Source organism: Pseudomonas sp. M1, assembly GCF_022760135.1.
GTDB classification, from domain to species: Bacteria; Pseudomonadota; Gammaproteobacteria; order Pseudomonadales; family Pseudomonadaceae; genus Pseudomonas; species Pseudomonas citronellolis.
In genome coordinates this window covers 919,615-942,428 of the sequence record NZ_CP094343.1, presented here as the reverse complement: position 1 = coordinate 942,428, position 22,814 = coordinate 919,615, and the positions used below count along the sequence as shown (strand labels likewise).

At 68.1% G+C, this 22,814-nt stretch carries 22 protein-coding genes; 2 read left to right on the top strand and 20 right to left on the bottom strand.

Features of this window, described 5'->3' with window-relative positions; all coding sequences use genetic code 11:
* Positions 1-500 precede the first annotated feature (500 nt).
* The 8 genes from PM1_RS04170 to PM1_RS04135 all read right to left on the bottom strand — a co-directional run bounded on the left by PM1_RS04170 (position 501) and on the right by PM1_RS04135 (position 9,673).
* A complete protein-coding gene (locus PM1_RS04170) occupies positions 501-803 on the bottom strand; it encodes a ribbon-helix-helix domain-containing protein (RefSeq protein WP_024128433.1) in 303 nt (100 codons plus the stop codon).
* 33 nt (positions 804-836) lie between these two features.
* Positions 837-1,418 carry a DJ-1/PfpI family protein gene (locus PM1_RS04165; protein ID WP_009615778.1) on the bottom strand — a complete coding sequence of 194 codons (582 nt, stop codon included), beginning with the start codon at positions 1,416-1,418 and terminating at the stop codon, positions 837-839.
* A 93-nt stretch (positions 1,419-1,511) separates the two neighbouring features.
* The gene (locus tag PM1_RS04160; RefSeq protein WP_009615776.1) at positions 1,512-3,161 is read right to left on the bottom strand and encodes a GMC family oxidoreductase; all 1,650 of its coding nucleotides are present in this window, start codon (positions 3,159-3,161) and stop codon (positions 1,512-1,514) included.
* Positions 3,162-3,214: 53 nt separating this feature from the next.
* A complete protein-coding gene (locus PM1_RS04155; RefSeq protein ID WP_009615774.1) occupies positions 3,215-4,432 on the bottom strand; it encodes a mandelate racemase/muconate lactonizing enzyme family protein in 1,218 nt (405 codons plus the stop codon).
* Positions 4,429-5,727 (bottom strand): MFS transporter, encoded by a 1,299-nt coding sequence (locus tag PM1_RS04150; RefSeq protein ID WP_256665733.1) that lies wholly within the window; start codon positions 5,725-5,727, stop codon positions 4,429-4,431. Before PM1_RS04150 ends, PM1_RS04155 begins: the two co-directional genes overlap by 4 nt.
* A gap of 88 nt (positions 5,728-5,815) precedes the next feature.
* A complete protein-coding gene (gene aldA, locus PM1_RS04145; protein ID WP_009615770.1) occupies positions 5,816-7,240 on the bottom strand; it encodes an aldehyde dehydrogenase in 1,425 nt (474 codons plus the stop codon).
* Positions 7,241-7,452: 212 nt separating this feature from the next.
* Complete coding sequence (locus PM1_RS04140; protein ID WP_009615768.1) at positions 7,453-8,397, bottom strand: LysR substrate-binding domain-containing protein; 945 nt, start codon at positions 8,395-8,397, stop codon at positions 7,453-7,455.
* A 94-nt stretch (positions 8,398-8,491) separates the two neighbouring features.
* On the bottom strand, positions 8,492-9,673 hold the full coding sequence (locus PM1_RS04135; RefSeq protein WP_009615766.1) for a hypothetical protein: 1,182 nt from the start codon (positions 9,671-9,673) through the stop codon (positions 8,492-8,494).
* A gap of 233 nt (positions 9,674-9,906) precedes the next feature.
* Here PM1_RS04135 and PM1_RS04130 point away from each other — a divergent pair, with 233 nt between their 5' ends.
* On the top strand, positions 9,907-10,782 hold the full coding sequence (locus PM1_RS04130) for a LysR substrate-binding domain-containing protein (protein WP_009615764.1): 876 nt from the start codon (positions 9,907-9,909) through the stop codon (positions 10,780-10,782).
* A gap of 174 nt (positions 10,783-10,956) precedes the next feature.
* A complete protein-coding gene (locus PM1_RS04125) occupies positions 10,957-11,217 on the top strand; it encodes a hypothetical protein (RefSeq protein ID WP_009615762.1) in 261 nt (86 codons plus the stop codon).
* Positions 11,218-11,390: 173 nt separating this feature from the next.
* Here PM1_RS04125 and PM1_RS04120 read toward each other — a convergent pair whose 3' ends face one another.
* The 12 genes from PM1_RS04120 to PM1_RS04065 all read right to left on the bottom strand — a co-directional run bounded on the left by PM1_RS04120 (position 11,391) and on the right by PM1_RS04065 (position 22,738).
* Positions 11,391-11,933 carry a GNAT family N-acetyltransferase gene (locus PM1_RS04120; RefSeq protein WP_024128431.1) on the bottom strand — a complete coding sequence of 181 codons (543 nt, stop codon included), beginning with the start codon at positions 11,931-11,933 and terminating at the stop codon, positions 11,391-11,393.
* Between the two features lie 22 nt (positions 11,934-11,955).
* Positions 11,956-12,408: a hypothetical protein gene (locus tag PM1_RS04115; RefSeq protein WP_009615760.1), complete on the bottom strand. Its 453-nt coding sequence runs from the start codon at positions 12,406-12,408 to the stop codon at positions 11,956-11,958.
* A 158-nt stretch (positions 12,409-12,566) separates the two neighbouring features.
* On the bottom strand, positions 12,567-13,928 hold the full coding sequence (locus PM1_RS04110) for an MFS transporter (RefSeq protein WP_009615757.1): 1,362 nt from the start codon (positions 13,926-13,928) through the stop codon (positions 12,567-12,569).
* 119 nt (positions 13,929-14,047) lie between these two features.
* Positions 14,048-15,487, bottom strand: coding sequence for an NAD-dependent succinate-semialdehyde dehydrogenase (locus tag PM1_RS04105; RefSeq protein ID WP_009615754.1), 1,440 nt, complete (start codon positions 15,485-15,487; stop codon positions 14,048-14,050).
* The gene (locus PM1_RS04100) at positions 15,484-16,518 is read right to left on the bottom strand and encodes an aldo/keto reductase (protein ID WP_009615753.1); all 1,035 of its coding nucleotides are present in this window, start codon (positions 16,516-16,518) and stop codon (positions 15,484-15,486) included. The genes PM1_RS04105 and PM1_RS04100 overlap by 4 nt, the downstream gene beginning before the upstream one ends.
* 10 nt (positions 16,519-16,528) lie before the next feature.
* A complete protein-coding gene (gene fae / locus PM1_RS04095; RefSeq protein WP_009615752.1) occupies positions 16,529-17,041 on the bottom strand; it encodes a formaldehyde-activating enzyme in 513 nt (170 codons plus the stop codon).
* A gap of 275 nt (positions 17,042-17,316) precedes the next feature.
* Entirely contained in the window at positions 17,317-17,916 is a 600-nt protein-coding gene (locus tag PM1_RS04090; RefSeq protein ID WP_009615751.1) for a DUF2846 domain-containing protein, read from the bottom strand.
* Between the two features lie 85 nt (positions 17,917-18,001).
* A complete protein-coding gene (locus PM1_RS04085) occupies positions 18,002-19,279 on the bottom strand; it encodes an acyltransferase family protein (RefSeq protein ID WP_009615750.1) in 1,278 nt (425 codons plus the stop codon).
* Between the two features lie 45 nt (positions 19,280-19,324).
* Positions 19,325-20,404 (bottom strand): phospholipase D-like domain-containing protein, encoded by a 1,080-nt coding sequence (locus tag PM1_RS04080; protein WP_152604510.1) that lies wholly within the window; start codon positions 20,402-20,404, stop codon positions 19,325-19,327.
* Between the two features lie 74 nt (positions 20,405-20,478).
* Positions 20,479-21,054, bottom strand: coding sequence for a YceI family protein (locus PM1_RS04075; RefSeq protein WP_009615746.1), 576 nt, complete (start codon positions 21,052-21,054; stop codon positions 20,479-20,481).
* Positions 21,055-21,293: 239 nt separating this feature from the next.
* Positions 21,294-21,614 (bottom strand): hypothetical protein, encoded by a 321-nt coding sequence (locus PM1_RS04070; RefSeq protein ID WP_009615744.1) that lies wholly within the window; start codon positions 21,612-21,614, stop codon positions 21,294-21,296.
* Positions 21,611-22,738 carry a serine hydrolase domain-containing protein gene (locus tag PM1_RS04065; RefSeq protein WP_009615742.1) on the bottom strand — a complete coding sequence of 376 codons (1,128 nt, stop codon included), beginning with the start codon at positions 22,736-22,738 and terminating at the stop codon, positions 21,611-21,613. Before PM1_RS04065 ends, PM1_RS04070 begins: the two co-directional genes overlap by 4 nt.
* Positions 22,739-22,814 lie beyond the last annotated feature (76 nt).

The window sequence follows — 22,814 nt, the reverse complement described above, 5'->3', positions numbered from 1 at the left end:
CCCGGCGCGGATTCCTCCGCGATTGCGCCAAGGCGCTCTTCGTAGGATGGGTTGAGCTTGCGAACCCCATGCGGTCATGGCGATGGGTATCGCTTCGCTCAACGCCATCCTACGAAAAGCGCCACCCGCGGCATTCCCATGTAGGAGCGCGCCCTGCGCGCGAAATCGCGGGCAGGGCCCGCTCCTACAGGGCCGGGGATCAGGCGCTGCGCGGCACCCGGCTCAGTTGCGCTGATGGGTATCGCTTCGCTCAACACCATCCTACGAAAAGCGCCACCCGCGGCATTCCCATGTAGGAGCGCGCCCTGCGCGCGAAATCGCGGGCAGGGCCCGCTCCTACAGGGTCGGGGATCAGGCGCTGCGCGGCACCCGGCTCAGTTGCGCTGATGGGTATCGCTTCGCTCAACGCCATCCTACGAAAAGCGCCACCTGCGGCATTCCAATGTAGGAGCGCGCCCTGCGCGCGAAATCGCGGGCAGGGCCCGCTACAGGAGCGGGGATCAGGCGCTGCGCGGCACCCGGTTCAGCTCCACTATGTTGTCGCGGCGCTGGGCCAGGTAGCGGGTGCAGCTCACGCGCAGGAAGGAGGCGAAGTTGACCACTTCGCCGCGGTAGTCCATCACCTCGTCGTAGAGCTTGGCGATCAGCTGGTTGGTGGTCATGCCGTCCACTTCGGCGATCTCCCGCAGGATGTCCCAGAACTGGTTCTCCAGGCGCAGGGTGGTGACCACGCCGCGGATGCGCAGGGACCGGGAGCGCGACTCGTAGAGGATCGGGTCGGCCTTCACGTAGAGTTCGCACATGCTCTGCCTCCTTCTTTAGGCGCGCTCGCCAGTCTACAGGCTGATCTTCGTGCCGAGCACTTCGAGGAACTTCGCCAGCCACGCAGGATGCGCCGGCCAGGCCGGGGCACTGACCAGGTTGCCGTCGACGTGGGCGGCGTCCACCGGGATGTCCACGTATTCGCCGCCGGCCAGCTTCACTTCCGGGCCGCAGGCCGGGTAGGCGCTGCAGGAGCGGCCCTTGAGCACGCCGGCCGCGGCCAGCAGCTGGGCGCCGTGGCAGACGGCGGCGATGGGTTTCTTGGCGGCGTCGAAGGCCTTCACCAGTTCGATCACCCTGGCGTTCAGGCGCAGGTATTCCGGGGCGCGGCCGCCGGGGATCAGCAGCGCGTCGTAGTCTTCAGCGCGAACAGTGGCGAAGTCGGCGTTGAGGGCGAAGTTGTGCCCCGGCTTCTCGCTGTAGGTCTGGTCGCCCTCGAAGTCGTGGATGGCGGTGCGCACGCTCTGTCCGGCCTTCTTGTCCGGGCACGCCGCGTGGACGACGTGGCCGACCATCTGCAGCGCCTGGAACGGCACCATGGTTTCGTAGTCCTCGGCGTAGTCGCCGACCAGCATCAGAATCTTCTTCGCGGCCATCGCAGCATTCCTCCGGGCAGAGGCCCGGCCATGGGCGGCCGGGCATGCCAGACAGGTTAGCCACTCCCCGCCGCGGCGGGTAATAGGCCGCTACTACACCGCCAGGCGCTGCGGCACTTCGGCCCGGACCTGGCGGGCATCCTCCAGGATCAGCTCGGCGCCCTTCTCCGCCACCATCATCACCGCCGCGTTGGTGTTGCCGGAGGTGACGTTGGGGAAGATCGACGCATCCACCACGCGCAGGCCCTCGATGCCGTGCACCCGCAGGCGCTTGTCGACCACGCTGGACTGCGGGTCGGCGCCCATGGCGCAGCTGCCGCACAGGTGGTAGATGGAGCCGCAGTTCTCGCGGAAGTACTGCAGCATGGCCTCGTCGGACTGCACCGCCGGGCCCGGCAGCACCTCCTCCACGGTCACCGCCTTGAGCGCCGGGGCGTTCATGATCCTGCGGATCAGCCGGCTGCCCTGGATGGCTTCGTCTATGTCCTTCTGCGTGCTCAGGTAGTTGGGGTCGATCAGAGCCGCGTCGGCCGGGTTCTTCGAGGCGATGCGCACTTCGCCGCGGCTGGTCGGCCGGCACGGGTTGAAGCACAGCAGGAAGCCCGAGTACGGCTCCGGCTTGAGGCTGGCCTTGCTGCTCTTGGGAATCTGGTAGGACAGCGGGTTGAAGTACAGCTGCAGGTTCGGATGCGCCTGCTCGTCGTCGCTGCGGAAGAAACCGCCGCTCTGGTTGACGCTCATCGACAGCGGGCCCTTGCGGGTGAACAGGTACTCCAGGCCCAGCCTGGCCTGGCCCAGCAGCGAGCCGAAGTCGTCGTTGAGGGTGCGCACGTTGGCCTTGTAGTAGTAGCTGACGCACAGGTGGTCCTGGAGGTTCTTGCCCACCGCCGGCAGGTGCAGCACTTCCGGGATGTGATGCTGGCGCAGCAGTTCGCGGTCGGCCACGCCGGAGAGTTGCAGCAGCTTCGGCGAATCCACCGCGCCGGCCGCCAGTATCACTTCGCGGCGCGCACGGAATTCGCGCTGCACGCCATGCTGGCTGAGGCTCACGCCGACGGCGCGCCTGTTCTCGTCGAACAGCACGCGCTCCACCTGGGCGTGGCGCTCGATGTTCAGGTTCGGCCGGCCCAGCGCCGGGTGCAGGTAGGCGAAGCTGCTGGAGCAGCGCTGGCCGTCGCGGGTGTTGACGTCGTAGATGCCGGCGCCTTCGAAGTGCGCGCCGTTGAAGTCCTCGCTGCGCGGGTAGCCGAGTTCCTCGCAGCCCTTGAGGAAGGCGTCGCAGATCGGGTGGGTGTGGCCCTTCATCGGGCTGATGCGGATCGGCCCACTGCCGCCGTGGTACTCGCTGTCGCCCAGCGGGTGCGATTCCAGCTTGCGGAAGTACGGCAGCACTTCCTTGAACGACCAGCCGTCGTTGCCATTGGCCGCCCAGTCGTCGAAGTCGTGGGCCTGGCCACGCACGTAGATCATCGCGTTGATCGAGCCGGAGCCGCCCTGCACCTTCCCGCGCGGCGCATACAGCTGGCGGCCGGCGAGCTGCTGCTGCGGCTGGCTGTAGTACATCCAGTTGAAGGTCGGGTTGTAGTAGAGCTTGGCGAAGCCCACCGGCACCTTGAACCAGGGCGAGGAATCCTTGCCGCCGGCCTCCAGCAGCAGGACGTTGTACTCGCCGGACTCGCTCAGGCGGCTGGCCAGGATGCAGCCGGCCGAGCCGGCGCCGACGATGATGTAGTCGTAAGTCATGAATCTCGTACCGCAAGTAAGGGGGCCCGCGCCGGCCGGCGCGGGCGCGGGTGTCAGCCCTTGGCCGGGGCGTTGTCCTTGACGTCGACCGGCTCCGGGCCCATCTGCAGGTGCAGGCGCTCGCCGGTGTAGGGGGAATGGCGGCGCACCACGTCCATGTCCAGTTCCACGCCCAGGCCGGGCTCGCTGGAAGGGATGATGTAGCCGTCTTCCCAGTGCAGCGGCTTCTTGAGGATTTCCGCGTGGAAACCGTCCCAGGTGCCGATGCTTTCCTGGATCAGGAAGTTCGGCGTGCAGGTCGCCAGCTGGAAGCTGGCCGCCGCGCCAATGGGGCCGTTGTACAGGTGCGGGGCGATCTGCGCGTAGAAGGCCTCGGCCATGGAGGCGATCTTCTTGCCTTCGAGCAGGCCGCCGCAGCGCCCCACGTTCATCTGTAGGATCGACGCGCCGCCGGCCTGCAGCAGGCGGAAGAACTCGTACTTGGTGGTCAGCCGCTCGCCGGTGGCGATGGGGATGCTGGTCTTGGCCGCGACCTGGCCCATGGCCTCTTCCTGGCCCGGCGGAATGGGCTCCTCGAACCACAGCGGGTCGTACTTCTCCAGGCGCCGGGCGAGGCGGATGGCCGAGGACGGCACCATCTGCCCGTGGGTGCCGAACAGCAGGTCGCACTTGTTGCCCACCGCTTCGCGGATCTTGCGGCAGAAGGTCTCGCAGCGCTCCAGCACTTCCAGCGACAGCTGGTGGCCGGAGAACGCGGTGTAGGGCCCGGCCGGGTCGAACTTCAGCGCGCTGAAACCGAGGTTCATGTTGTGTACCGCGCACTCGGCGGCCAGGTCCGGGTCGGAGTAGTCGTACTCGCCCTGGGCGTTCTTCGGGTACAGGTAGGTGTAGGAGCGCAGGCGCTCATGGACCTTGCCGCCGAGCAGCTCGTACACCGGCTTGTTCGCCGCCTTGCCGACGATGTCCCAGCAGGCCATCTCCAGGCCGCTGACCACGCCCATCATGGTCAGGTCGGGGCGCTGGGTGAAGCCGCTGGAGTAGGCGCGGCGGAAGAAGCGCTCGATGTGGTGCGGGTCCTGGTCCAGCAGGTAGCGCTGGAACACGTCCTCGATCACCGGGACCATCGCCCTGGGGTGGAAGGTGGCGGCGTAGATCTCGCCGACGCCTTCGATGCCGCAGTCGGTCTTGAGGGTCACGAACAGCCAGTACATGCCGCCGATGTGCGGCGGCGGGACGGCGACCACGTGGGTCTGCAGGGAGACGACTTTCATGCTTGGCGCGCTCTCTTGTCGATGCGTTTCTTCAGGATCAGGGTGGCGACCACGCCCAGCAGGCCCACCGCCACGACGTAGGAGAAATAGATCTGGTAGCCGACGAAGCCGGGGAAGCGGTCGGTGATCCAGCCGTTGAGCAGCGGCAGGAAGACGTCCGGCGAATAGCCGACCAGGGAAATGATGCCGATGGCCAGGCCGGTGACGCGCAGCGGGATGTGGCAGTCGTCGAGGATGGCCCAGTACAGGCCGCGGATGGCGTAGGTCATCAGGCCGATGAAGATCACCAGGAACACCAGCACACTCAGCACGTGCAGGCTCGGCAGCAGCACCAGACCGAGCATGCCCAGGGCCGAGAGCAGCATGGCCCAGGTCAGCACCCCGGTCTTGGAGAAGCGGTCGCCCAGCCAGCCGCCGCCGATGCCGCCGACCGGGCGCATCCACAGCTTGATGGTGGTGATCAGCCCGGCCATGGTCGCGCTGAGGCCGAAGCCGCCTTCCTGCAGGTAGGCCGAGAAGCTGTAGGTGGCCCAGAAGAAGTGGTAGCCACAGAAGACGATGGCGGTCACCAGCCACAGCTCGGGGATGCGCGCCAGGGTGCGCAGATCTTCCAGCAGGTTGCCCTTGCCCGAAGCGGCGCGCTCGCCGCGCACGCCCTGGGGGTCACGCAGCATCATCAGCACCACGCCGAGGACGATGCAGCAGGCGGCGTAGAGGTGGATGACCAGTTGCAGGCCCTCGGCGTTGCGCTCGCCGTGGGTCTCGGTGACGTAGGCGAACAGCGCGATGGCCACGGTGGCCAGCAGCGCTTCCACCAGCCCGCGGCCGCCGTCGAGCACGCCGAAGAAGCGGCCCTGCTCGGCCTCGCCGGCGAGCATGTTCACCCGCTTGATCAGCGAGGCCCAGAAGGTCAGCCCGGTGGTGATGCCGAAGCCGCAGAAGATCGCCAGCAGCGCCTGGAAGCCGGGCAGCTGCGCGTACCACAGGCCCAGCACGCCGGTGCCCAGCAGCGAGAAGCTGATCAGGTAGCGCGGCGAGATGCGGTCGGCCAGCCAGCCGCTGGGCAGGTAGCTGACCAGGAAGGCGCTGCCGAGGATGGAATACAGGTAGCCCAGCTCGCTGTTGCTGATGGCCAGGGCCTCGAGCATGGTGCTCTGGTACACCTGGCGCAGGTAGAGCATGGGGTAGATGGCGCCGGCGGCGAGCACCAGCAACGCCAGTTGCAGGTAGCGCGACAGGTTGGCGCTGGACGGAACGGCCATGGGCATGGCCTCTGCACTTATTGTTTTTTTCATCATGCGTCTCGTGGCCGGCGCTGGCACCGGCGGGTTGTCGGAAAAGCGCGGCGCGCGCCGGGCGCAGGCAGGCGCCCGGCGCGGCTCGTCAGTACTTCAGGACCACCAGGCGGGTCTGGGTGAACTCCAGCATCCCGTGCTTGCCGTCGTCGCCGCCCAGGCCCGAGCGCTTCCAGCCGGCGTGGAAGCCCTGGTAGGGGTCGGCGGGGGTGCGGTTGACGTACAGCTCGCCGGCCTCGATGGCGTTGGCCACCTTCATCGCCGTGCGGTAGTTCTCGCTGTAGAGCACCGAGGACAGGCCGAACTGATGGTCGTTGGCCATGGCCAGGGCTTCGTCGAGGGTCTCGTAGCGCAGCACCGGCAGCACCGGGCCGAAGATTTCCTCCTGGACGATCTCCATGTCCTGGCGGCAGTTGCTCAGCAGGGTCGCCGGGTAAAAGTGCCCCGGCCCTTCCGGCAGCACACCGCCGCATTCCAGCCGGGCGCCTTCGGCCAGGGCGCGTTGCACCTTGGCATGGATTTCCTGGCGCGAACGTTCGTTGACCAGCGGGCCCATGCGGCTCGGGTCCTCGCTGCGGTCGCCGCTGCGCACCGCGGCGAGCTTGTCGCGCAGCAGGGCGAGGAAGCGGTCGTGCACGCTGGCCTGCACGTACACGCGCTCGATGGCGGTGCACAGCTGGCCGCAATGGGTGGTCTTGGACGCGGCGATGGCGCTGGCGGCCTGCTCCAGGTCGGCGTCGGCCTCGATGATCGCCGGGGTCTTGCCGCCCAGTTCCAGCGACGGCTTGGCGATGTTGGCCTTGCAGTAGTCGAGCACGGTGCGCCCGGCGCCGACGCTGCCGGTCAGGGTGATCATGCCCACCGCCGGGTGCTGGCAGAGCGTGGCGGCGACCTCGTGGACCATGGTCAGCACGTTGAACACGCCGGCCGGCAGCTCGGCCTCGGCGGCGGCGCGGGCGATCTCGAAGGCCGAGGTCGGGGTGTTGTTGCTCGGCCGCACCACCACCGTGTTGCCGGTGATCAGCGCCGGGGCGACCTTGCGCAGCAGGGTGTAGACCGGGTAGTTGAAGGGGATCAGGCAGGCCACCACGCCGATCGGCTCGCGTTGCAGCAGGATGGTCTCGTCGCGGGAATCGCTGGGGATCACCTCGCCCTCGATGCGCCGCGCCCATTCGGCGTGGTAGCGGGTGATCTGCGCGGCGTAGACGGCCTCGTTGGTGGCGTCCTGCAGGCTCTTGCCGGACTCGCGGGCCAGCGCCTCGCCGATGCGAGCGGCGTTGCGCTCGATGGCCTCGGCGAAGCGCCGCAGGTATTCGCCGCGCTCGATGGCCGGCAGTTTCGCCCAGTCGCGCTGGGCGCGTTGCGCGGCTTCCACGGCCTGGCGCACCTCGGCCTCGCTGGCGGCCGGCACCTCGGCGATGCAGGCCCCGGTGGCCGGGTCGGACACGGCGATGCGGGCGGCCACGGAGCCGTCGCGGAAACGGCCGTCGATGAAGTTCTGGTCAGTACGCATGGGTATTCCTGTGGTTCAAGCAGCGCGGTGGCGGAGGAACGACAGGAGCGACGCGGGGCGGGCGCTAGGCCGCGCCGGCAGGCGGGTGCGGGCAGGCATGGGAAACACTCTTGTCGTTCTTGGATGGCCAAGTTTCGACAGGCGCGGCAGGCCGGACAAACGATTAATAGCGCCGGGCAACCTGCGTTTTTCGCATGTTACCCGGCGGCGTTTCAGCGCGGGCTGACGATGTGCGCGGCGTTGTCCAGGCTGCGCTCGGCCAGGCGCACCTCTTCCAGCAGCCAGTCGCGGAAGCGCTCCACGTGCTCCGGCAGTTCCTGCCCCGGGCGGCTCACCCACCAGTAGGACTGGTGGCCGTCCACCTGTACGTCGAGCAGCTGCACCAACTGCCCGGCCACCAGCTCGCGGGCCACCATCTGGCGGTCGGCCATGGTCACGCCCAGGCCGTCAATGGCGGCGCGGATGGCCATGTCCAGCAGGTCGAACTCGTAGCCGCCCTGCAGGTCGACGCCCTGGATCTTCGCCGCATCCAGCCAGTGGCGCCAGGTCAGGTAGCGCTGGTCGTCGCGGGCCAGCACGTGCAGCAGGGTCATGCCATTGAGCGGCATCCCCTGCTCCGTTTCCTCGCGCTGCGCCAGCAGGCTCGGCGCGCATACGGCGATGTGCTTCTCGTGCATCAGCAGCGAGCTGTCCAGGCCCTCCCACTCGCCGTTGCCGAAGCGGATGGCGCAGTCCAGGGTGCCGGTCTCGGCCAGGCTGTCCTGCAGGTGCGTGGTGAGGGTCACCTCCAGCCCCGGATGGGCCTCGCGCAGGCGCCCCAGGCGCGGCAGCAGCCAGCGGCTGGCGAAGGTCGGCGGGGCGTTCAGGCGCAGGCGGTTGAGGTGCTGGCGCTGCTGGATGCCGCGCACCGTCAGCTCGATACGGTCGAACGACTGCTGCAACGCGCGCAGCAGCATGCGCCCGGCGTCGGTCAGTTGCAGGTGGTGGTGGCGGCGCTGCAGCAGCGGCTCGCCGAGCTGCTCCTCCAGCTGGCGCACCTGGCGGCTGACCGCGCTCTGGGTGACGTTGAGCAGTTCGGCGGCGCGGGTGAAGCTGCCGGTGCTGCCGGCCACCTCGAACGCCTTGAGTGCATTGAGCGCCGGAATCTTGCGCTTCATCGCTGGCCCTCCCCTCGCGCCCCCGTTGGACGCGGCATGCGCATTGGAGTATGGCAGCGGCCCTAGAGTCACCAGGGCCGCCGCCGAGGCTCACTCAGAAGTAATAACCGACGTTGGCGTACAGCTGGTTCTCCCAGTGGTCGGTGCCGCCCTGGGCCAGGCTGTCGGTGTAGCTGCTGCCGCCGATGTAGGGGTCGTTGCGGCCGTTGAGCCATTCCACGGCGATGTAGAAGGAACGCACCGAGAACGAGGTGCCGAGGATGAAGCGCTCGGAGGCGTCGAAGCCGCTGGCCGACTTGTCGAAGCGGCTGTAGTTGCCGTACACCTTCATGCCGCTCACCCAGCCGCCGACGAAGGTGCCGGGGAAGCTGTAGCTGAGGTCGCCGACGTAGAGGTTGCCGCGGCTGGCGACGTTGAAGGTGCCGTCGTAGCCGCCGAAGCTGACCACCTCGTCGCTGCCCGGGTTGCGCGGCGACATCTGCTGGCGCCCGGCCTGCAGCTGCACGCCCCAGGGGCCGTTCTGCCCCAGGTAGTGCAGGGCGTAGGCGTTGCGCCGGCCGGCGTCGTGGGTGTCCTTGTTCTCCAGGCGCGAAGTCAGGGCCGACACGCCCACCTCGGACTTCCAGTCGCCCAGCTGCAGCGAGCGCGCCAGGCGCGCGACCACGATCTGCCGTTCCTGGTTGCGGGTGCCCTCGGGCACGTAGTCGTCGGCCGAGGTCACCACCGTGGAGTAGGTGCTGCCGTTGCTGGTGCCGCGCCCCGGCCAGGCCGGGCGGCCGTACAGGCCCGCCTGCAGGTTCCAGTCGCCCTGCTGCTGGATGTACTTGGCGCCCACCGCCGAGACGTCCTCCAGGCCCACCACGTTGCCGAGGGTCTCGTAGAAGGTGCTGCCGAAGAACGGCTGCAGGCCGAAGGGAATCTGGTTGAGGCCGACCTGCACCTGGCGCTCGGCGTCGAAGCGGTAGCCGACCCAGGCATACTCGGCGAAGGCGACGTCGCCGATGTGGTCGGTGTACTGGTAGGGGTACTGCTTGCCATAGAAGCGGTAGCGCGCCGCACCTATCCAGCTGTCGGAGGTATAGGTGGCGCGCAGCATCAGGGTGTCGAAGCCGGCCTTGTCGATGTCGCGGTCCGGGTCGTGGTCGAAGCGCGCGCGGATGGCGCCGCCGACGTCGAGTTCGTCCGTCACCGGCACCGCCAGGGCGGCGGCGCTGCAAGTCAGCAGGACGGGAAACAGCAGGTGCGCACAGCGGCGCGGCAGGGGAAATCTGGCCACAATGGAAAGCCTCGGCGAAGTTCTTGTCGTTATTCGGCGCACCGGCGCGGACACTCCCCCCACACCTTGTGCGCGGCCGAAACTAGCCCCTGGCGCGAGCCGCGCACAAACGACTAAATCGCCGGGCGAACCGGAGAAAAACGCATGTTTGCAGGACCGGCCCCGGCGCTAGAATCGGCGCACCACGACCAGCCCGCGCGCGCCACCCCGCGCGCCCTTTCGGAAGCCGCCCCATGCGCAGCCTGCCGCCCCTGAACATGCTCCGGGTCTTCGAGGAAGTCGCCCACCACCGCAGCTTCAACCGCGCTGCCGAGGCGCTCAACGTCACCCAGGGCGCGGTCAGCCGGCAGATCAAGCAACTGGAGGACTACCTGGGCGTCAGCCTGTTCGTGCGCACGCCGCGCGGCCTGACCCTCACCGAGACCGGCAGCGCCCTGGCGCCGCACCTGGGCGAGGCCTTCGACCGCATCGAGCGCGCCCTGCAGGCGGTGCGCGTGCCCAACCTGCGCCAGCGCCTGCGCATCCTCGCGCCGCCGACCTGGGGCACGCGCTGGCTGTCGCCGCGGCTGCGCAGCTTCCTGCAGCGCTACCCGGACATCAGCCTGAGCGTGACCAACGCCCAGGACGCGGACAACCCCGGCGAACTGGACTGCCGCATCCGCTTCGGCCTGGAGGCCGCCGCCCACTGCCACAGCCAGTTGCTGGTGATGGAACGGCACATCGCCGTGGCCAGCCCGGAACTGTTCGACGGCGAGCGCCCGCCGGAGCTGCACGCCCACCCGCTGCTGCACATCCTTCACGAGGGCAAACGCCTGAAGGTCTGGGAGAACTGGCTGGAAGCCGTGGGCCGCAACGACGTCGACGCCGGCAGCGGCATCGAGTTCAGCACCCTCGACCAGGTCATCCACACCGCCCTGGCCGGCGGCGGCCTGGCGGTGATCGACCGGCAGATGATCGAACGCGAACTGGCCGCCGGCAGCCTGCTGCCGATCACCCCGGTGGAAGTGCTCGGCCCCTACGGCTACTGGCTCGACATCCCCGCCGACAAGCGCGGCCTGTCCAAGGTGCAGCGCTTTCAGGACTGGCTGGAACTGATGAGCAACCCCTAGCCGTTTTGAGGATTTGCCGACAGCTTCGCCCCTAGCGTGGAAATCTCCCCCGTCCGACTCGGAGGAATTGCACAGACCTTGCCGCTCCTCCCAAAGGCATGGCGGTCCAAGATCATGCGCTGGAGTCCGCCCCCGCTCACGGACGCCGGAAATCGCCACCGCAAGGACCCGATCATGTCTATCAAGCACACACTGAACCTGCTGGACGAGCGACTGCTGAAGGAGTTGCTCGACGCAGCCCAGGAAGCCCTGAACGACACCGCCACCGCCAAGCGCGTCGCCCACGTGCTGGGCGTGGAACCCGCGCGGGTCCACGCCCTGGCCAACGTCGCCCTGGGCCTGTCGCAGGCGGACGACGAACGCGCCCACGACGTCGGCACCCTGCGCCAGCTGGACGACCTCACCCGGCGCATTCGCGGGCTGATGAGCCCCTGAAGCCACGCGTCCGTCTCCCGGCGCCTGGCAGCCCTGGAGGGCACACTCGGCGTGGCCCTCTTCGACCGGGCGCCCGGAGCAGGACATCCCCCGACCGTAGGGCGCATAACGCGAAGCGTTATCCGCCGTTGCCGGATGGCACCTCCAGAACAGCCTGAGGTGCCTAGCGGTATCTACTTGCGGATGCCGGTAGCTGGGGGCCGCCCGCTCGAATCCTGATGGGCAAGCTCTTCAAAAAGAGGCGCTGTCGGATACACCAGGCGTAACCGGTCCATATCGGAAGATTCGAAACCCAGCGACTTGTAGTACCTTGCCGCCGCCTCATCCTTGGCGTCGACTGCCAGGAAAGCGATACCGGCATGCTTCGACATTGCATAGAGGCGGCGAAATACATCAGCGAGTAGTCGTTGCCCCAACCCCTGCCGTTGGCACGACCTATCCACTGCCAGACGACTCAGCAGCACTGCCGGAAGCGGATAGCGCGGGAGCCGTTTCCGCTCCTGCTCGGCCACGTCCTCGAGGCGAACCGACGTACTCGCCAGCGTGTAGTACCCGAGGAGCGTTCGCTCCCTTCCCAGCGCCAGGAATGTCCTGGACAGATGGCGCTTCTGATCCTGGGAGGCGTATTTGACGATGTAGTCGTTGAGGTCTGGAGAGACGCAGTCAAACGTCCTGCGGTTCACCGACTTGTCGAAGTCGACAGTGATGAAATCCATTCATTCTTCTTGGCGCCAGCAGTCAGCGCAGCGAGAGGATCTTCTTCAAGGCCTTGTTAGCCTTCGGTGGGTTCTCCAGCATGTCCAGTGCCCGTCGGACATTCAGAACCGTCTCACCACAAGCTGCGAATCGATCGGTATCCCGTGACGCATCCCTCGCCTGGAGCGACGCCACGTGCATCGGCTCATGACCTCTCACCGCTTCGGACAAGGCGCTCGCAATCCGACTGCTGCTGTATTGGAAACTCCGCATGGCATGATTGTATGGCTCGATATGTTCCGCCACGATTTCCGGGCTTTTCATGTCCGCGGCACGAATGATGGCGGCATAGAGATTCTTCTGCTCTTCCTCGTCGTCCAGATGGACATGCAGGTAGCGTCCGGTCTCTTCAGGATCGGTAACAGGCACTTCAATGGGAACAGCTCCGGGCTGGATAGCCTTTCTTTCCTTCCCTGTCTTCGCTTTTGCAGTCATGAGCACCTCGTGCAGTGCTCAATTATTGCACAAGCTCATACAGCGCATGCATCCCCGCTCCATGTCCGAAACGTCCCGATCGGGAATGGGAGAAAAGCCATTTCGCCTCCCAACCTGAACAGGGAGCCCCTTCACCGCAGGCTCCCTGACACGGCCGGCTAGAGCACCGCCATCACCTTCGCCGCCGGCTGCGCCGGCCCCGTCTCGCCTTCGCCCTTGCCGGCGTCGGTCAGCGTCAGGTACTTGGTCTCCGGCGCCCAGGCCATGGAGATCAGCGCGCCGAACAGGAGGATGCCGGCGAGGATGGCCATGGTCGGGTTGAGGCCGATGCCGGCCACGCTGACCGGCAGCAGGAAGGTGCTCAGCGCCGAACCCAGGCGGCTGGCGGCGGTGGCCAGGCCGATGCCGCCGGCGCGCACTTCGGTGGGGAAGCTTTCCGCCGGGTAGACGCCGACCAGATTGCTCACCGCCGAGAGCACCAGGGTGAACAGGCCGAAGGTAGCCACCATCAGCCAGGCCAGGCTGCCGGGCAGCAGCACCAGCAGGAAGAGCGCGGCGGAGAGGATCAGGAAGGCGCCGATGAGGAAGCCGCGGCGGGTGAATTTAACCGTGCACCAGATGCCCAGCAGTGCGCCCACCACCAGCAGCGCGTTGAGCAGCATCTCGGTGCCGAAACCCTCGGCCAGGCCCATCTTCTGCAGGATCGACGGCAGGAAGGTGTAGATGGCGAAGTACGGCATGACGATGCAGATGAAGAACAGGCAGTTGAACGCGGTGCGCTTGCGGTACTGCGCGCTGAACAGCTGGCGGAAGCCGCCCTTGTGCTCCTCGGCGATCTCGTCGTCGAGCACCACGTGCGCGCCCAGGTGCTTGCGCACTATGGCCCGCGCTTCTTCCACACGGCCCTTGTGCACCAGCCAGCGCGGCGATTCCGGGGTGCCGATGCGGGCGATCAGGATCATGGCCGCGGGGATCGCCGAGGACGCCAGCATCCAGCGCCAGGCGTCGTCGCCCAGGCCGAGCATGGCGGTGCCGACGAAGGTGGCGGCGACGTAGCCGAAGGTCCAGATCACGCTGAAGGAGCCCAGCAGCACGCCGCGGTGCTTCTTCGGCGAGAACTCGGCGAGCATGGCGTGGCCGACGCTGAAGTCGCCGCCCAGGCCGATGCCGATCAGCACCCGGCAGAGGAACAGTTGCAGCGCCGTCTCGGCGAAGAACTGCAGCAGCGAGGCCAGGGTGATCAGCACGAAGCTGATGAGGAAGATTTTCTGCCGCCCCAGGTGGTCGGAAATCCAGCCGAAGAACAGGCTGCCGAAGAACAGCCCGAGCAGCGCCGAGCTGCCGATCAGGCCCTGCCAGAAGGGGTCGAGGTTCAGTTGCGGGTTGATCAGGGTGAAGGCGATGCCGATCAGCCCGAGGATGTAGCCGTCGGTGAAGTGGGCGCCGAAGGTGAGGCCGGCGATCTTGATGTGGAACCTGCCGATGGGCAGGTCATCGATTCTGACTGTGTTACCCGACATGATCGTCTCCGAGTTTTTTTCTTGTTGTCTGAACGGAAGGGTGACCGCCGCACCGGTCGGGGCGGCGGCGGTTGGCGGAACTCCTTAGCGGCGTGGCCGCGGCTGCATGCGGGGCGGCGTCAGTCGGACAGGCCGCCGAGCAGCAGGTACTTGATCTCCAGGTAGTCGTCGAGGCCGTACTTGGAGCCCTCGCGGCCCAGGCCGGATTCCTTGATGCCGCCGAAGGGCGCCACCTCGGTGGAGATGATCCCTTCGTTGATGCCGACCATGCCCGCCTCCAGGCCCTCGGCCATGCGCCAGACGCGGCCGATGTCGCGGCTGTAGAAGTAGGCGGACAGGCCGTAGGGCGTGTCGTTGGCCAGGCGCAGCGCCTCGGCTTCGTCGCGGAAGCGGAAGCAGGCGGCCACCGGGCCAAAGGTTTCCTCGCCGGCGATCAGCATCCCGGCGTTCGCCTCGGCCAGCACCGTAGGCTCGTAGAAGGTGCCGCCCAGGGCATGGCGCTGGCCGCCGCAGAGCAGCCGGGCGCCCTTCTCCAGGGCGTCGCCGACGTGCTGCTCGACCTTGGCCAGGGCCGCTTCGTTGATCAACGGGCCCTGCTCGGTCTCGCCCTCCAGGGCGTTGCCCACGCGCAGCGCGCGCACCGCTTCGGCGAGCTTGGCGGTGAAGGCTTCGTACACCTCGTCCTGCACGTAGAAGCGGTTGACGCACACGCAGGTTTGCCCGGTGTTGCGGAACTTCGAGGCCATGGCGCCGCGCACCGCGGCGTCCAGGTCGGCATCGGCGAAGACGATGAAGGGCGCGTTGCCGCCCAGTTCCAGGGAGACCTTCTTCAGGGTGTCCGCAGCCTGGCGCATCAGCAGCTTGCCGGTGCGGGTGGAGCCGGTGAACGACAGCTTGCGCACCACGCCGGAGGCCTGCAGCGCGCCGCCGATGGCCGGGCCGTCGCCGGAGACGATGTTGAACACCCCGGCGGGGATGCCCGCCTGTTCGGCCAGCACGGCCAGGGCGAAGGCCGACAGCGGCGTCTCTTCCGAGGGCTTGAGGATAAGTGTGCAGCCCGCCGCCAGGGCCGGGCCGACCTTGCGGGTGACCATGGCCAGGGGGAAGTTCCACGGGGTGATGGCGGCCACTACGCCGACCGGCTGCTTGGTGACGACGATGCGCGCGTCGGCCTTGGGCGAAGGGATCACGTCGCCGTATACGCGCTTGGCTTCCTCGGCGAACCATTCGAGGAAGCTGGCAGCGTAGGCCACCTCGCCTTTCGCCTCGGCCAGCGGCTTGCCCTGTTCGCGGCTGAGCAGGCGCGCCAGTTCGTCCTGGCTGGCCAGCATCAGTTCGGCCCAGCGGCGCAGGCGCGCCGCGCGCTCCTTGGCCAGCAGAGCGCGCCAGGCCGGCAGGGCGCGCTCGGCGGCGGCGATGGCGGCGTTGGTTTCCTCGGCGCCGCCGCGCGGCACCTCAATGATCACCTCGCCGGTGGCCGGGTTGCGGACCGCGTAGGTCGGGCCGCCGCTGTGCCACTGTCCGTCGATGTAGTGGCCGGCTTTCAGCAGTGCGCTCATGCCACGGCCTCCGTCAGCGAAAAGGTCTCGCGCATCGGCCGGGCCACGCGGAGGATGCGCTTGCCGGCGGTGTAGTCGTTGATCAGGTCGCAAGGCGTGTAGTTGCGCTCCAGTTCGTAGAGTTCTTCCTCGTCCAGGCGCGTTTCCAGGGCGGCCAGGGCGCTGTCGAACTGCGCCGTGGTGTCGGCGCCGACCAGCATGCAGTCCACGCCGGGGTGATTGAGCACCCAGGCCTGGGCGACCTGCGCGTTGCTCACGCCGCGGCGCTGGGCCACGCGCTGCACCGAGCGGGCAATCTCGAAGGAGGCTTCGTCGGCGTACATCTGCTGGGTGAAGAAGTCGGTCTGGTTGCGCGTGGATTGCGCATCGCCGGTCAGCAGGCCGCGGGCCAGCGGGCTGAACACCGAGACGCCGAGGCCCTGGTCGCGGCAGAAGGGGATCATCTCGCGCTCTTCCTCGCGGTAGGCGCAGTTGAGCTGCAGCTGCATGTTGATCGGCTTGACCCAGCCGTTGCGCTCGCAGGCCATGAGGATTTTCGCCAGTTGCCCGGTGAGCATGGTGGATACGCCTATGTAGCGGGCCTTGCCGGCGCGGACGATGTCGTTCAGCGCGCCCATCGCCTCTTCCACGGGGGTGTTCAGGTCATAGAAATGCAGCATGTAGATGTCGACGTAGTCCATGCCCAGGCGCGCCAGGGAGGCGTCGATGCTGTCCATGATGTGCTTGCGCGAATGGCCGCTGGCGTTGATGCCCTGTCGGGTGCCGTAGCCGACCTTGGTAGTGACCACGATGTCCTCGCGGCGCACCAGGCGCTTGAGGATGCGCCCCACCACTTCCTCGCCGACGCCGGCGGAGTAGAAGTCGGCCAGGTCGATGAAGTTCACCCCGGCGTCCAGCGCGTGCTTCACGATCGGTTCGCTGCGCTGTTCGTCGAAGATCCACGGCTTCCAGTCCGGGGTGCCCATGTTCATGGTGCCCAGGCACAGCTTGGAGACCTGCAGGCCGGAGTTGCCGAGACGGATGTATTGCATGGCGGCGACCTCAGGCTTTGGGGGTGTAGAAGGGGTTGGCGATCTGCCCGACCACGTCGGCCAGCTGCGCGCGCTCGGGCTTGCAGGCCAGCGCCGCGCGGATGGCGGTGCGGCAGGCGTTGTAGTTGTTCAGGTAGACGGCATCCAGGTCGTCGCAGGCCGGGTTGACCCAGTTGGCGGTGACGATGGCCCACTCGTCCTCGGCTTCGGCCGGCAGGGTGCCGTCCAGCAGGGCCTCGGTGACGGCCTTGGCGATGCCGGCCTGGGACGCGCCCCAGGTGGCGTTGGCGTGCAGGTCGCCGCCGATAGGGGCCTTGTTCACGTAGAGGGTCATCGGCTTGACCGGGAGGTTCGGCTGGGCGATCACCATGAACGGGCAGTGGCCCTGGCTGGGCGAGGCCAGGCTGCCGGCGAAGGCCTGGCCGGCGGGGCCGTTGCGCGGGCCGAGCAGGATGTTGATGTGCGCGGCGTTGACGCCGGGGCCTTCGAAGCCTTCACCGATGTAGAGATCGAGCTGTTTCATGGGTACCTCGTGGGATCGTCAGGGCGAGCGGGGGCGCGGACCGCGAAGGTCCGTGCGCAGGGCTGCGGGGCAGCCGGGTTCAGTAGGCGGTTCGCGACGGAATTGGAGGAGGAACGAGCGGGAAGCGGGAAAGCAGCGGGAGGAATGAAGGCATGGCGCAATCGCTCGTTGTTGTTGTCGGGAGCCGTTGCGCGATTTTTTAGCACCGGCCCGTTGCGGGCCGGTAAGCATAAAAACTCAAGGAGCTATGAGTTCAACTCATAACCTGGAGGGGTTCAGATGCCGACCTTGTCCAGGGCCTTGCCGACACCTTCCCAGAAGCGCCGTTGGCGCCGCACCTCGTAGCCGCTGGCGGCGATCTGCGCCGGTTCCTGGACCAGGCGGGTGCGGGCGATCTCCGGTTCGGCCAGGCGCGCCTCGATCAGTTGCAGCGGGCCATCGCCCTCGCTGTGGCTGCGCTTGGCGGGCACGCGGTCCTCGTCGTAGCGCAGGTAGTAGACGCCGCCGGCCCTGGCTTCGAGCATGAAGCTGGAAATACGGGTGAAATCCAGCGGGCCGTCGGCGAAGAAGGTCCAGAAGCTGCCGAACAGCGGCCGGCGCATTTCCAGCTTGAAGCTGCCCGGTTCGAACTCCAGGGCCAGGTAGCCGTTGCTCGGCAGGCTGCCGATCAGCTCGTTGTTGAGGAACAGGCCGGGGGCTTCCAGCTCCTCGTCGGCCCACTGGTTCTGCGGGCGATAGAGGTAGACCAGGGCGTGCTGCGCGTCGCCGGGTCGCAGCGGCGCGAAGGCCTGGCCGTCGGTGGCGCCGAAGAAGGCGCCGGGGGAACTGCAACCGGCCAGCAGCAGGAGAACCAGGCCCAGCAGCGATCGCAACATGCGTCAGTCCCTTCTTGTGGTCATGCCGCGAGCATAACCAGCGCCGGCCGCCTAGCCACCCGCCGAAAGTCCGGGTGGCGGCGCCTCAGGGCAGCGTGGCCGGGCGCCTCTGCGCCGCCTGCGGTAACAGGTGACGCACCAGCCACTTCCGAGTGGGTACCACCAAGCGCTCTTGGAACAGCACGCAGCTGACCACCATGAACAGCAGGAACAGCGGGTACAGCCACAGCGACAGCTGCTGCTCGGTGGCCGCGGTGATGCAGTAGGCCCAGTCGGCCAGGCAGTCGCCGGGCGCGCGGATCAGCTTCTCGGCGCGGGAGAACAGGGTGAACAGCGGCACGTGCAGGGCGAACAGCGACAGCGAGGCCGCCCCCAGGCGCGGCGACCAGTGGCGGATCGCCGGGCTGTGCGGGTCGCGCGGCAAGGCGCTGATGTACACCAGCACCAACTGCGCCGGCAGCAGCAGGCCGTTGTGCAGCAGGAAGTACCAGTGCCGCGCGCCCTGGGTATAGAGGTAGTCGGCGGCGAGGAAGTTGGCCACCACGAAGGCGCCCAGCGCCAGCACCGCGCCGGTGCCGGGCAGGCGGCCGCTGTCCTTGTGCTCGCGGAACAGGCCGTAGGCGAGGATGCCGCCGAGGAATTCCGGCAGGCGCAGGATCGGGTTGCGGTGCAGCAGGCCGGTCCAGGGCATGCCGTACTGCTGGTGCAGCGCCAGCAGCAGCGGCGGCACCAGGTACAGCAGCCAGAGTGCCAGCAGCGCCCGCCGCTTGTTGCCGATGCGCATCAGCCGCGGCGCCAGCGCCGGGAAGCAGAGGTAGAAGAAGAACAGCGTGGACAGCGACCAGAGCGGCGCGTTGAAGGTCAGGTACAGCGGGTTCCAGGCCTGCAGCATGGTCAGCTGGAGGATGCTGTTGAGCAGCAGCTCGCGGTCGCTCATCCAGTGGCGGAACAGCTCCGGGTGGGTCTGGCCGAGGGTGTCGTGGGTGTCGTAGACCACGAAGCGCGGGGTGGCCTGGTCCAGGTCCGGGCCGATGCCCAGCTGGCTGATCAGCAGCAGCACGCCGATGGTCAGCAGGATCGAGAAGATGTGGATCGGGTAGAGGTTGGAGAAGCGCTTGGTGAGGAAGCTGCGCGGGCTCTCGCGCAGCTGGCCGTCGGTGACGTAGACGTGGGCCAGGAGGAAGCCGGAGAGCACGAAGAAGGTGCTGGTGGCGAAGAAGCCCAGGCTGGTCAGCTCGTCCAGCCCGCGGAACTTCTGCTCCGCCGGGTAGACATGCAGGGTGTGGTAGACCACCACGTACATCCCGAGCAGGAAGCGCAACCACTCCAGCCCGATGAACCTTTCCTTGCGGATCTTGTTCACGATCTTGCTCCCGTTCTCCCCGGGGTGCCTGCCCCGGCGGACTGTTCAACGGCGGCGGTCAAGGAAGTTGACCACCACCCGGTCGAGCCAGCCCCACAACCGCTGGTGCAGGCGCATCCACAGGGAGCGGCCGTGCCACAGCGTGAAATCGATCTCCCGGCTGGCGGCGAAGTCGGCGATCAGGCAATCGGCCACCGCCGCCGTGAAGTCGGCGTCCAGTATCTCGATATTGGCATCCAGATTGAACCGCAAGTTCCAATGGTCGAAGTTGCACGAACCGACGCTCGTCCAATCGTCCACCAGCACCACCTTCATGTGCAGGAAGCGCGGCTGGTACTCGAAGATGCGGATGCCGGCGCGCAGCAGGCGCGGGTAATAACGCTGCCCAGCATAGCGCACGGGGGCGTGGTCGGTGAGCCGGCCGGTCAGCAGCAGGCGCACCTCCACCCCACGCCGAGCGGCCTTGCGCAGGGCCCGGCGGACCTTCCAGGTGGGCAGGAAATACGGCGTGGCCAGCCAGATGCGCTGCTGCGCGCCGTTCAGGCTGCGCACCAGCGACTGCAGGATGTCGCGGTGCTGGCGGGCGTCGGCGTAGGCCACCCGGCCCAGGCCGCTACCGCCCACGGGCGTGGGCGGCAGGCGCGCCGGCGGCAGCATCTGCTGCGGGCGCCAGGCCTTGGCCTGCAGGCAGGCATGCCACTGGCGTTCGAACAGCACCAGCCAGTCGGCCAGCACCGGGCCCTGCATTTCCACCATCACCTCGTGCCAGGCGCTGGTGTTCTCCGGCACCGACCAGAACTCGTCGGTGGCGCCGGCGCCGCCGACGTAGCCCAGGTCCTGGTCCACCAGCAGCAGCTTGCGGTGGTCGCGGAACAGGTTGCGCCAGCCGCCGCGCCAGCGCAGCGGGTTGTACAGGCGCAGCTCGCCGCCGGCCTCGCGCAGCCGGCGGCCCCAGGCGCTGCCCAGGCGCAGGGCGCCGAAGCCGTCGAACAGGCAGCGCACGGCCACGCCGCGGCGCAGGGCGTCGATCAGGGTTTCCAGCAGCAGCTCGGAACAGGTGCCGCCCTCCACCAGGTACAGCTCCAGGTCCACCTGGCGCTGCGCCCGGGCGATGGCCGTGAGCATGCTCGGGAAGAAGTCCTCCCCGTCCACCAGCAGGGCGAAGCGGTTGCCGCTGCGCCAGGGGAAGACCGGCCCGCTCACCGCTGGGCGAAGATCAGCACGGCGCCCACCGGCACCGCCAGGTTGATGGTCTGCAGGCCGGCGAGCTTGCGCAGTTGCTCCACGCCCGGCGTCAGGCCGAAGTCGGCGGCGTCGAGGATCAGCGGCGACAGCGTCACCACCTGGAAGCGCCGTTCGTCCAGGCGCGTCACCAACACCTCGGCGCGGTAGGCGCGGCTGGCGCCGTGCAGGTCCAGGCGCAACGGCAGCGGCATTTCCAGCTGCGCGCCGTTGGCCAGGCCGAGGATCGGCCCCAGGTCCAGCTGCGCGTCCACGCTGGCCTCGGGGTAGCGTTCGGTCTCGAACAGCAGCTCGCGGATGCGCTCGTCGCGCAGCGGCACGCCGCTGAGCACCGAGTCCAGCTCGATGCGCAGGCTGGCCTTGCCGTGGTCGTCGACGCTGCCGTGCATGACCAGGAAGCGGTTGTTGTCGGCGCCGGCGGCGCCGCGGCCGGTGACGAAGTTCAGCCGCGAGGACTCGTAGTCGAGGTACCAGGCCGCCTGGGCGGAGGCGGCGAAGCAGGCCGCGAAGAGGAAGGCGAACAGCGAGCGCATGAAATCCCTTACATGGAAAACGGCTGGATCAACGGCCAACGATAGCCGCCCGCCGTCGGCTTGCAAACCGGCCGGCGAGCCCGTTGGGCAGGCGGCAGCGCCATTGGTTCAGACGTAGGGCGAATAACCGTTCGCGGTTATCCGCCGATACACCGAGACCGCAGCCAATGCCCAGGTCAACCCAGGCGCCGCCGGGAACCAAGGCCAAGCGGCGGATAACGCCGTAGGCGTTATGCGCCCTACGGCTGCGGCAGCAGCCGGCAGCCCTCGCGCGGGCCGAGCCAGGCGGCGGTCTGGGTGCTGCCCAGGCCGCTGGCGGTCACGCGCTTGTGCTCGGCGTCGTCGAGGAAGGCGCTGGTAGGCACGTACTGCTTGGTGTAGCCCTGGCAGTACTCGGCGCTGTTGCCCATGACGTAGCGGCAGGAGCAGTACTCCTTGGCCGTGTAGGCGCCGATGATCGGCGGGAAGGATTCCAGGTGCACGCGGTTGGCCCAGGCCCAGCCGGCCAGGGCGACGAGCAGCAGGAGCAGCAGGCTGAGCAGCGGGTGGCGGCGGATCATGGCTTGGCCTCCGGCTGGGCGAAGGCCGCGAGGGCCCGCTTGAGGAAGTCGTCGTGGCGGTAGCTGCCGTCGCGGTCGTCGGCGTAGCGCACTATCACCAGCTTCTGGTCGGGCAGCACGTAGAGCGCCTGGCCCCAGTGGCCGAGGGCGGCGAAGGCGGTTTCCGGGGCGTTCGGCCAGGGCAGGCCGGCGCCGGCCGGGGCGCGGTTGAGCCACCACTGGCCGCCGGGCACGCCGTCGCTGGCGTCTTCCGCGCTCGGGCGGTAGTTGGCGAACGGCGTGAGGGCGAACTGCATCCAGGCCGGCGGCAGCAGCTGGCGCTCCTTCCAGCGCCCGCCGCGCTGCATCAGCAGGCCGATGCGCGCCAGGTCGCGGGCGGTCATGTAGGCGTAGGAGGAGCCGACGAAAGTGCCGCTGGCGTCGCGCTCCCACACCGCCGAGCGGATGCCCAGGGGCTCGAACAGCGCGGTCCAGGGGTAGTCCGCGTAGGCGTCGCCGACCATCTGCTTGAGGCTGGCGGCGAGCACGTTGCTGTCGCCGCTGGAGTAGCGGAAGCGCTGCCCCGGCTCGGCGTCGGCGGGGAAACCGGCGACGAAGCCGGCCATGTCGTCGCGGCCGCGGGTGTAGAGCATGGCCACCACCGAGGATTTCAGCGGGGCGTATTCGTAGTCTTCTTCCCAGGCCAGGCCCGAGGCCCAGTTGAGCAGGTGGCGCATCTTCACCTGCGGGTGCGCGGCGAAGGGCGCGAAGTGCTGCGCCACCGCGTCGTCCAGCTGGAAGCGGCCCTCGCCATAGGCCACGCCGAGCACGCAGGCCATGATGCTCTTGCTCATCGACCAGGCCAGGTGCGGGGTCTGCGCCCGGGTCGGCCCGGCATAGCGTTCGTAGACCAGTTGGCCGTCGCGGATCACCACCACGGCGTCGCTGCGCACACCCTGGCGGGTGGCGTCGTCGCGCGCCGGGAAGGCATAGGCTTCGAAGGCCTGCAACGCCGGGCCACTGGGCGCGGGGCCGGGCTGCCAGTCGGCGTCCGGCCAGGTTTCCGCATGGGCCGGCGCCAGCAGGCACAGGCCGGCGGCCAGGGTGAGGCCACGCAGCAGCGGGCGCAGGGAGGGCATGGGCATCGGCGGGCCTCTTGTCGTCAGCTCCGGCGGAACCCTAGCACGCTGCCATGACGGCTATAAGCGCCGATCACGCCGG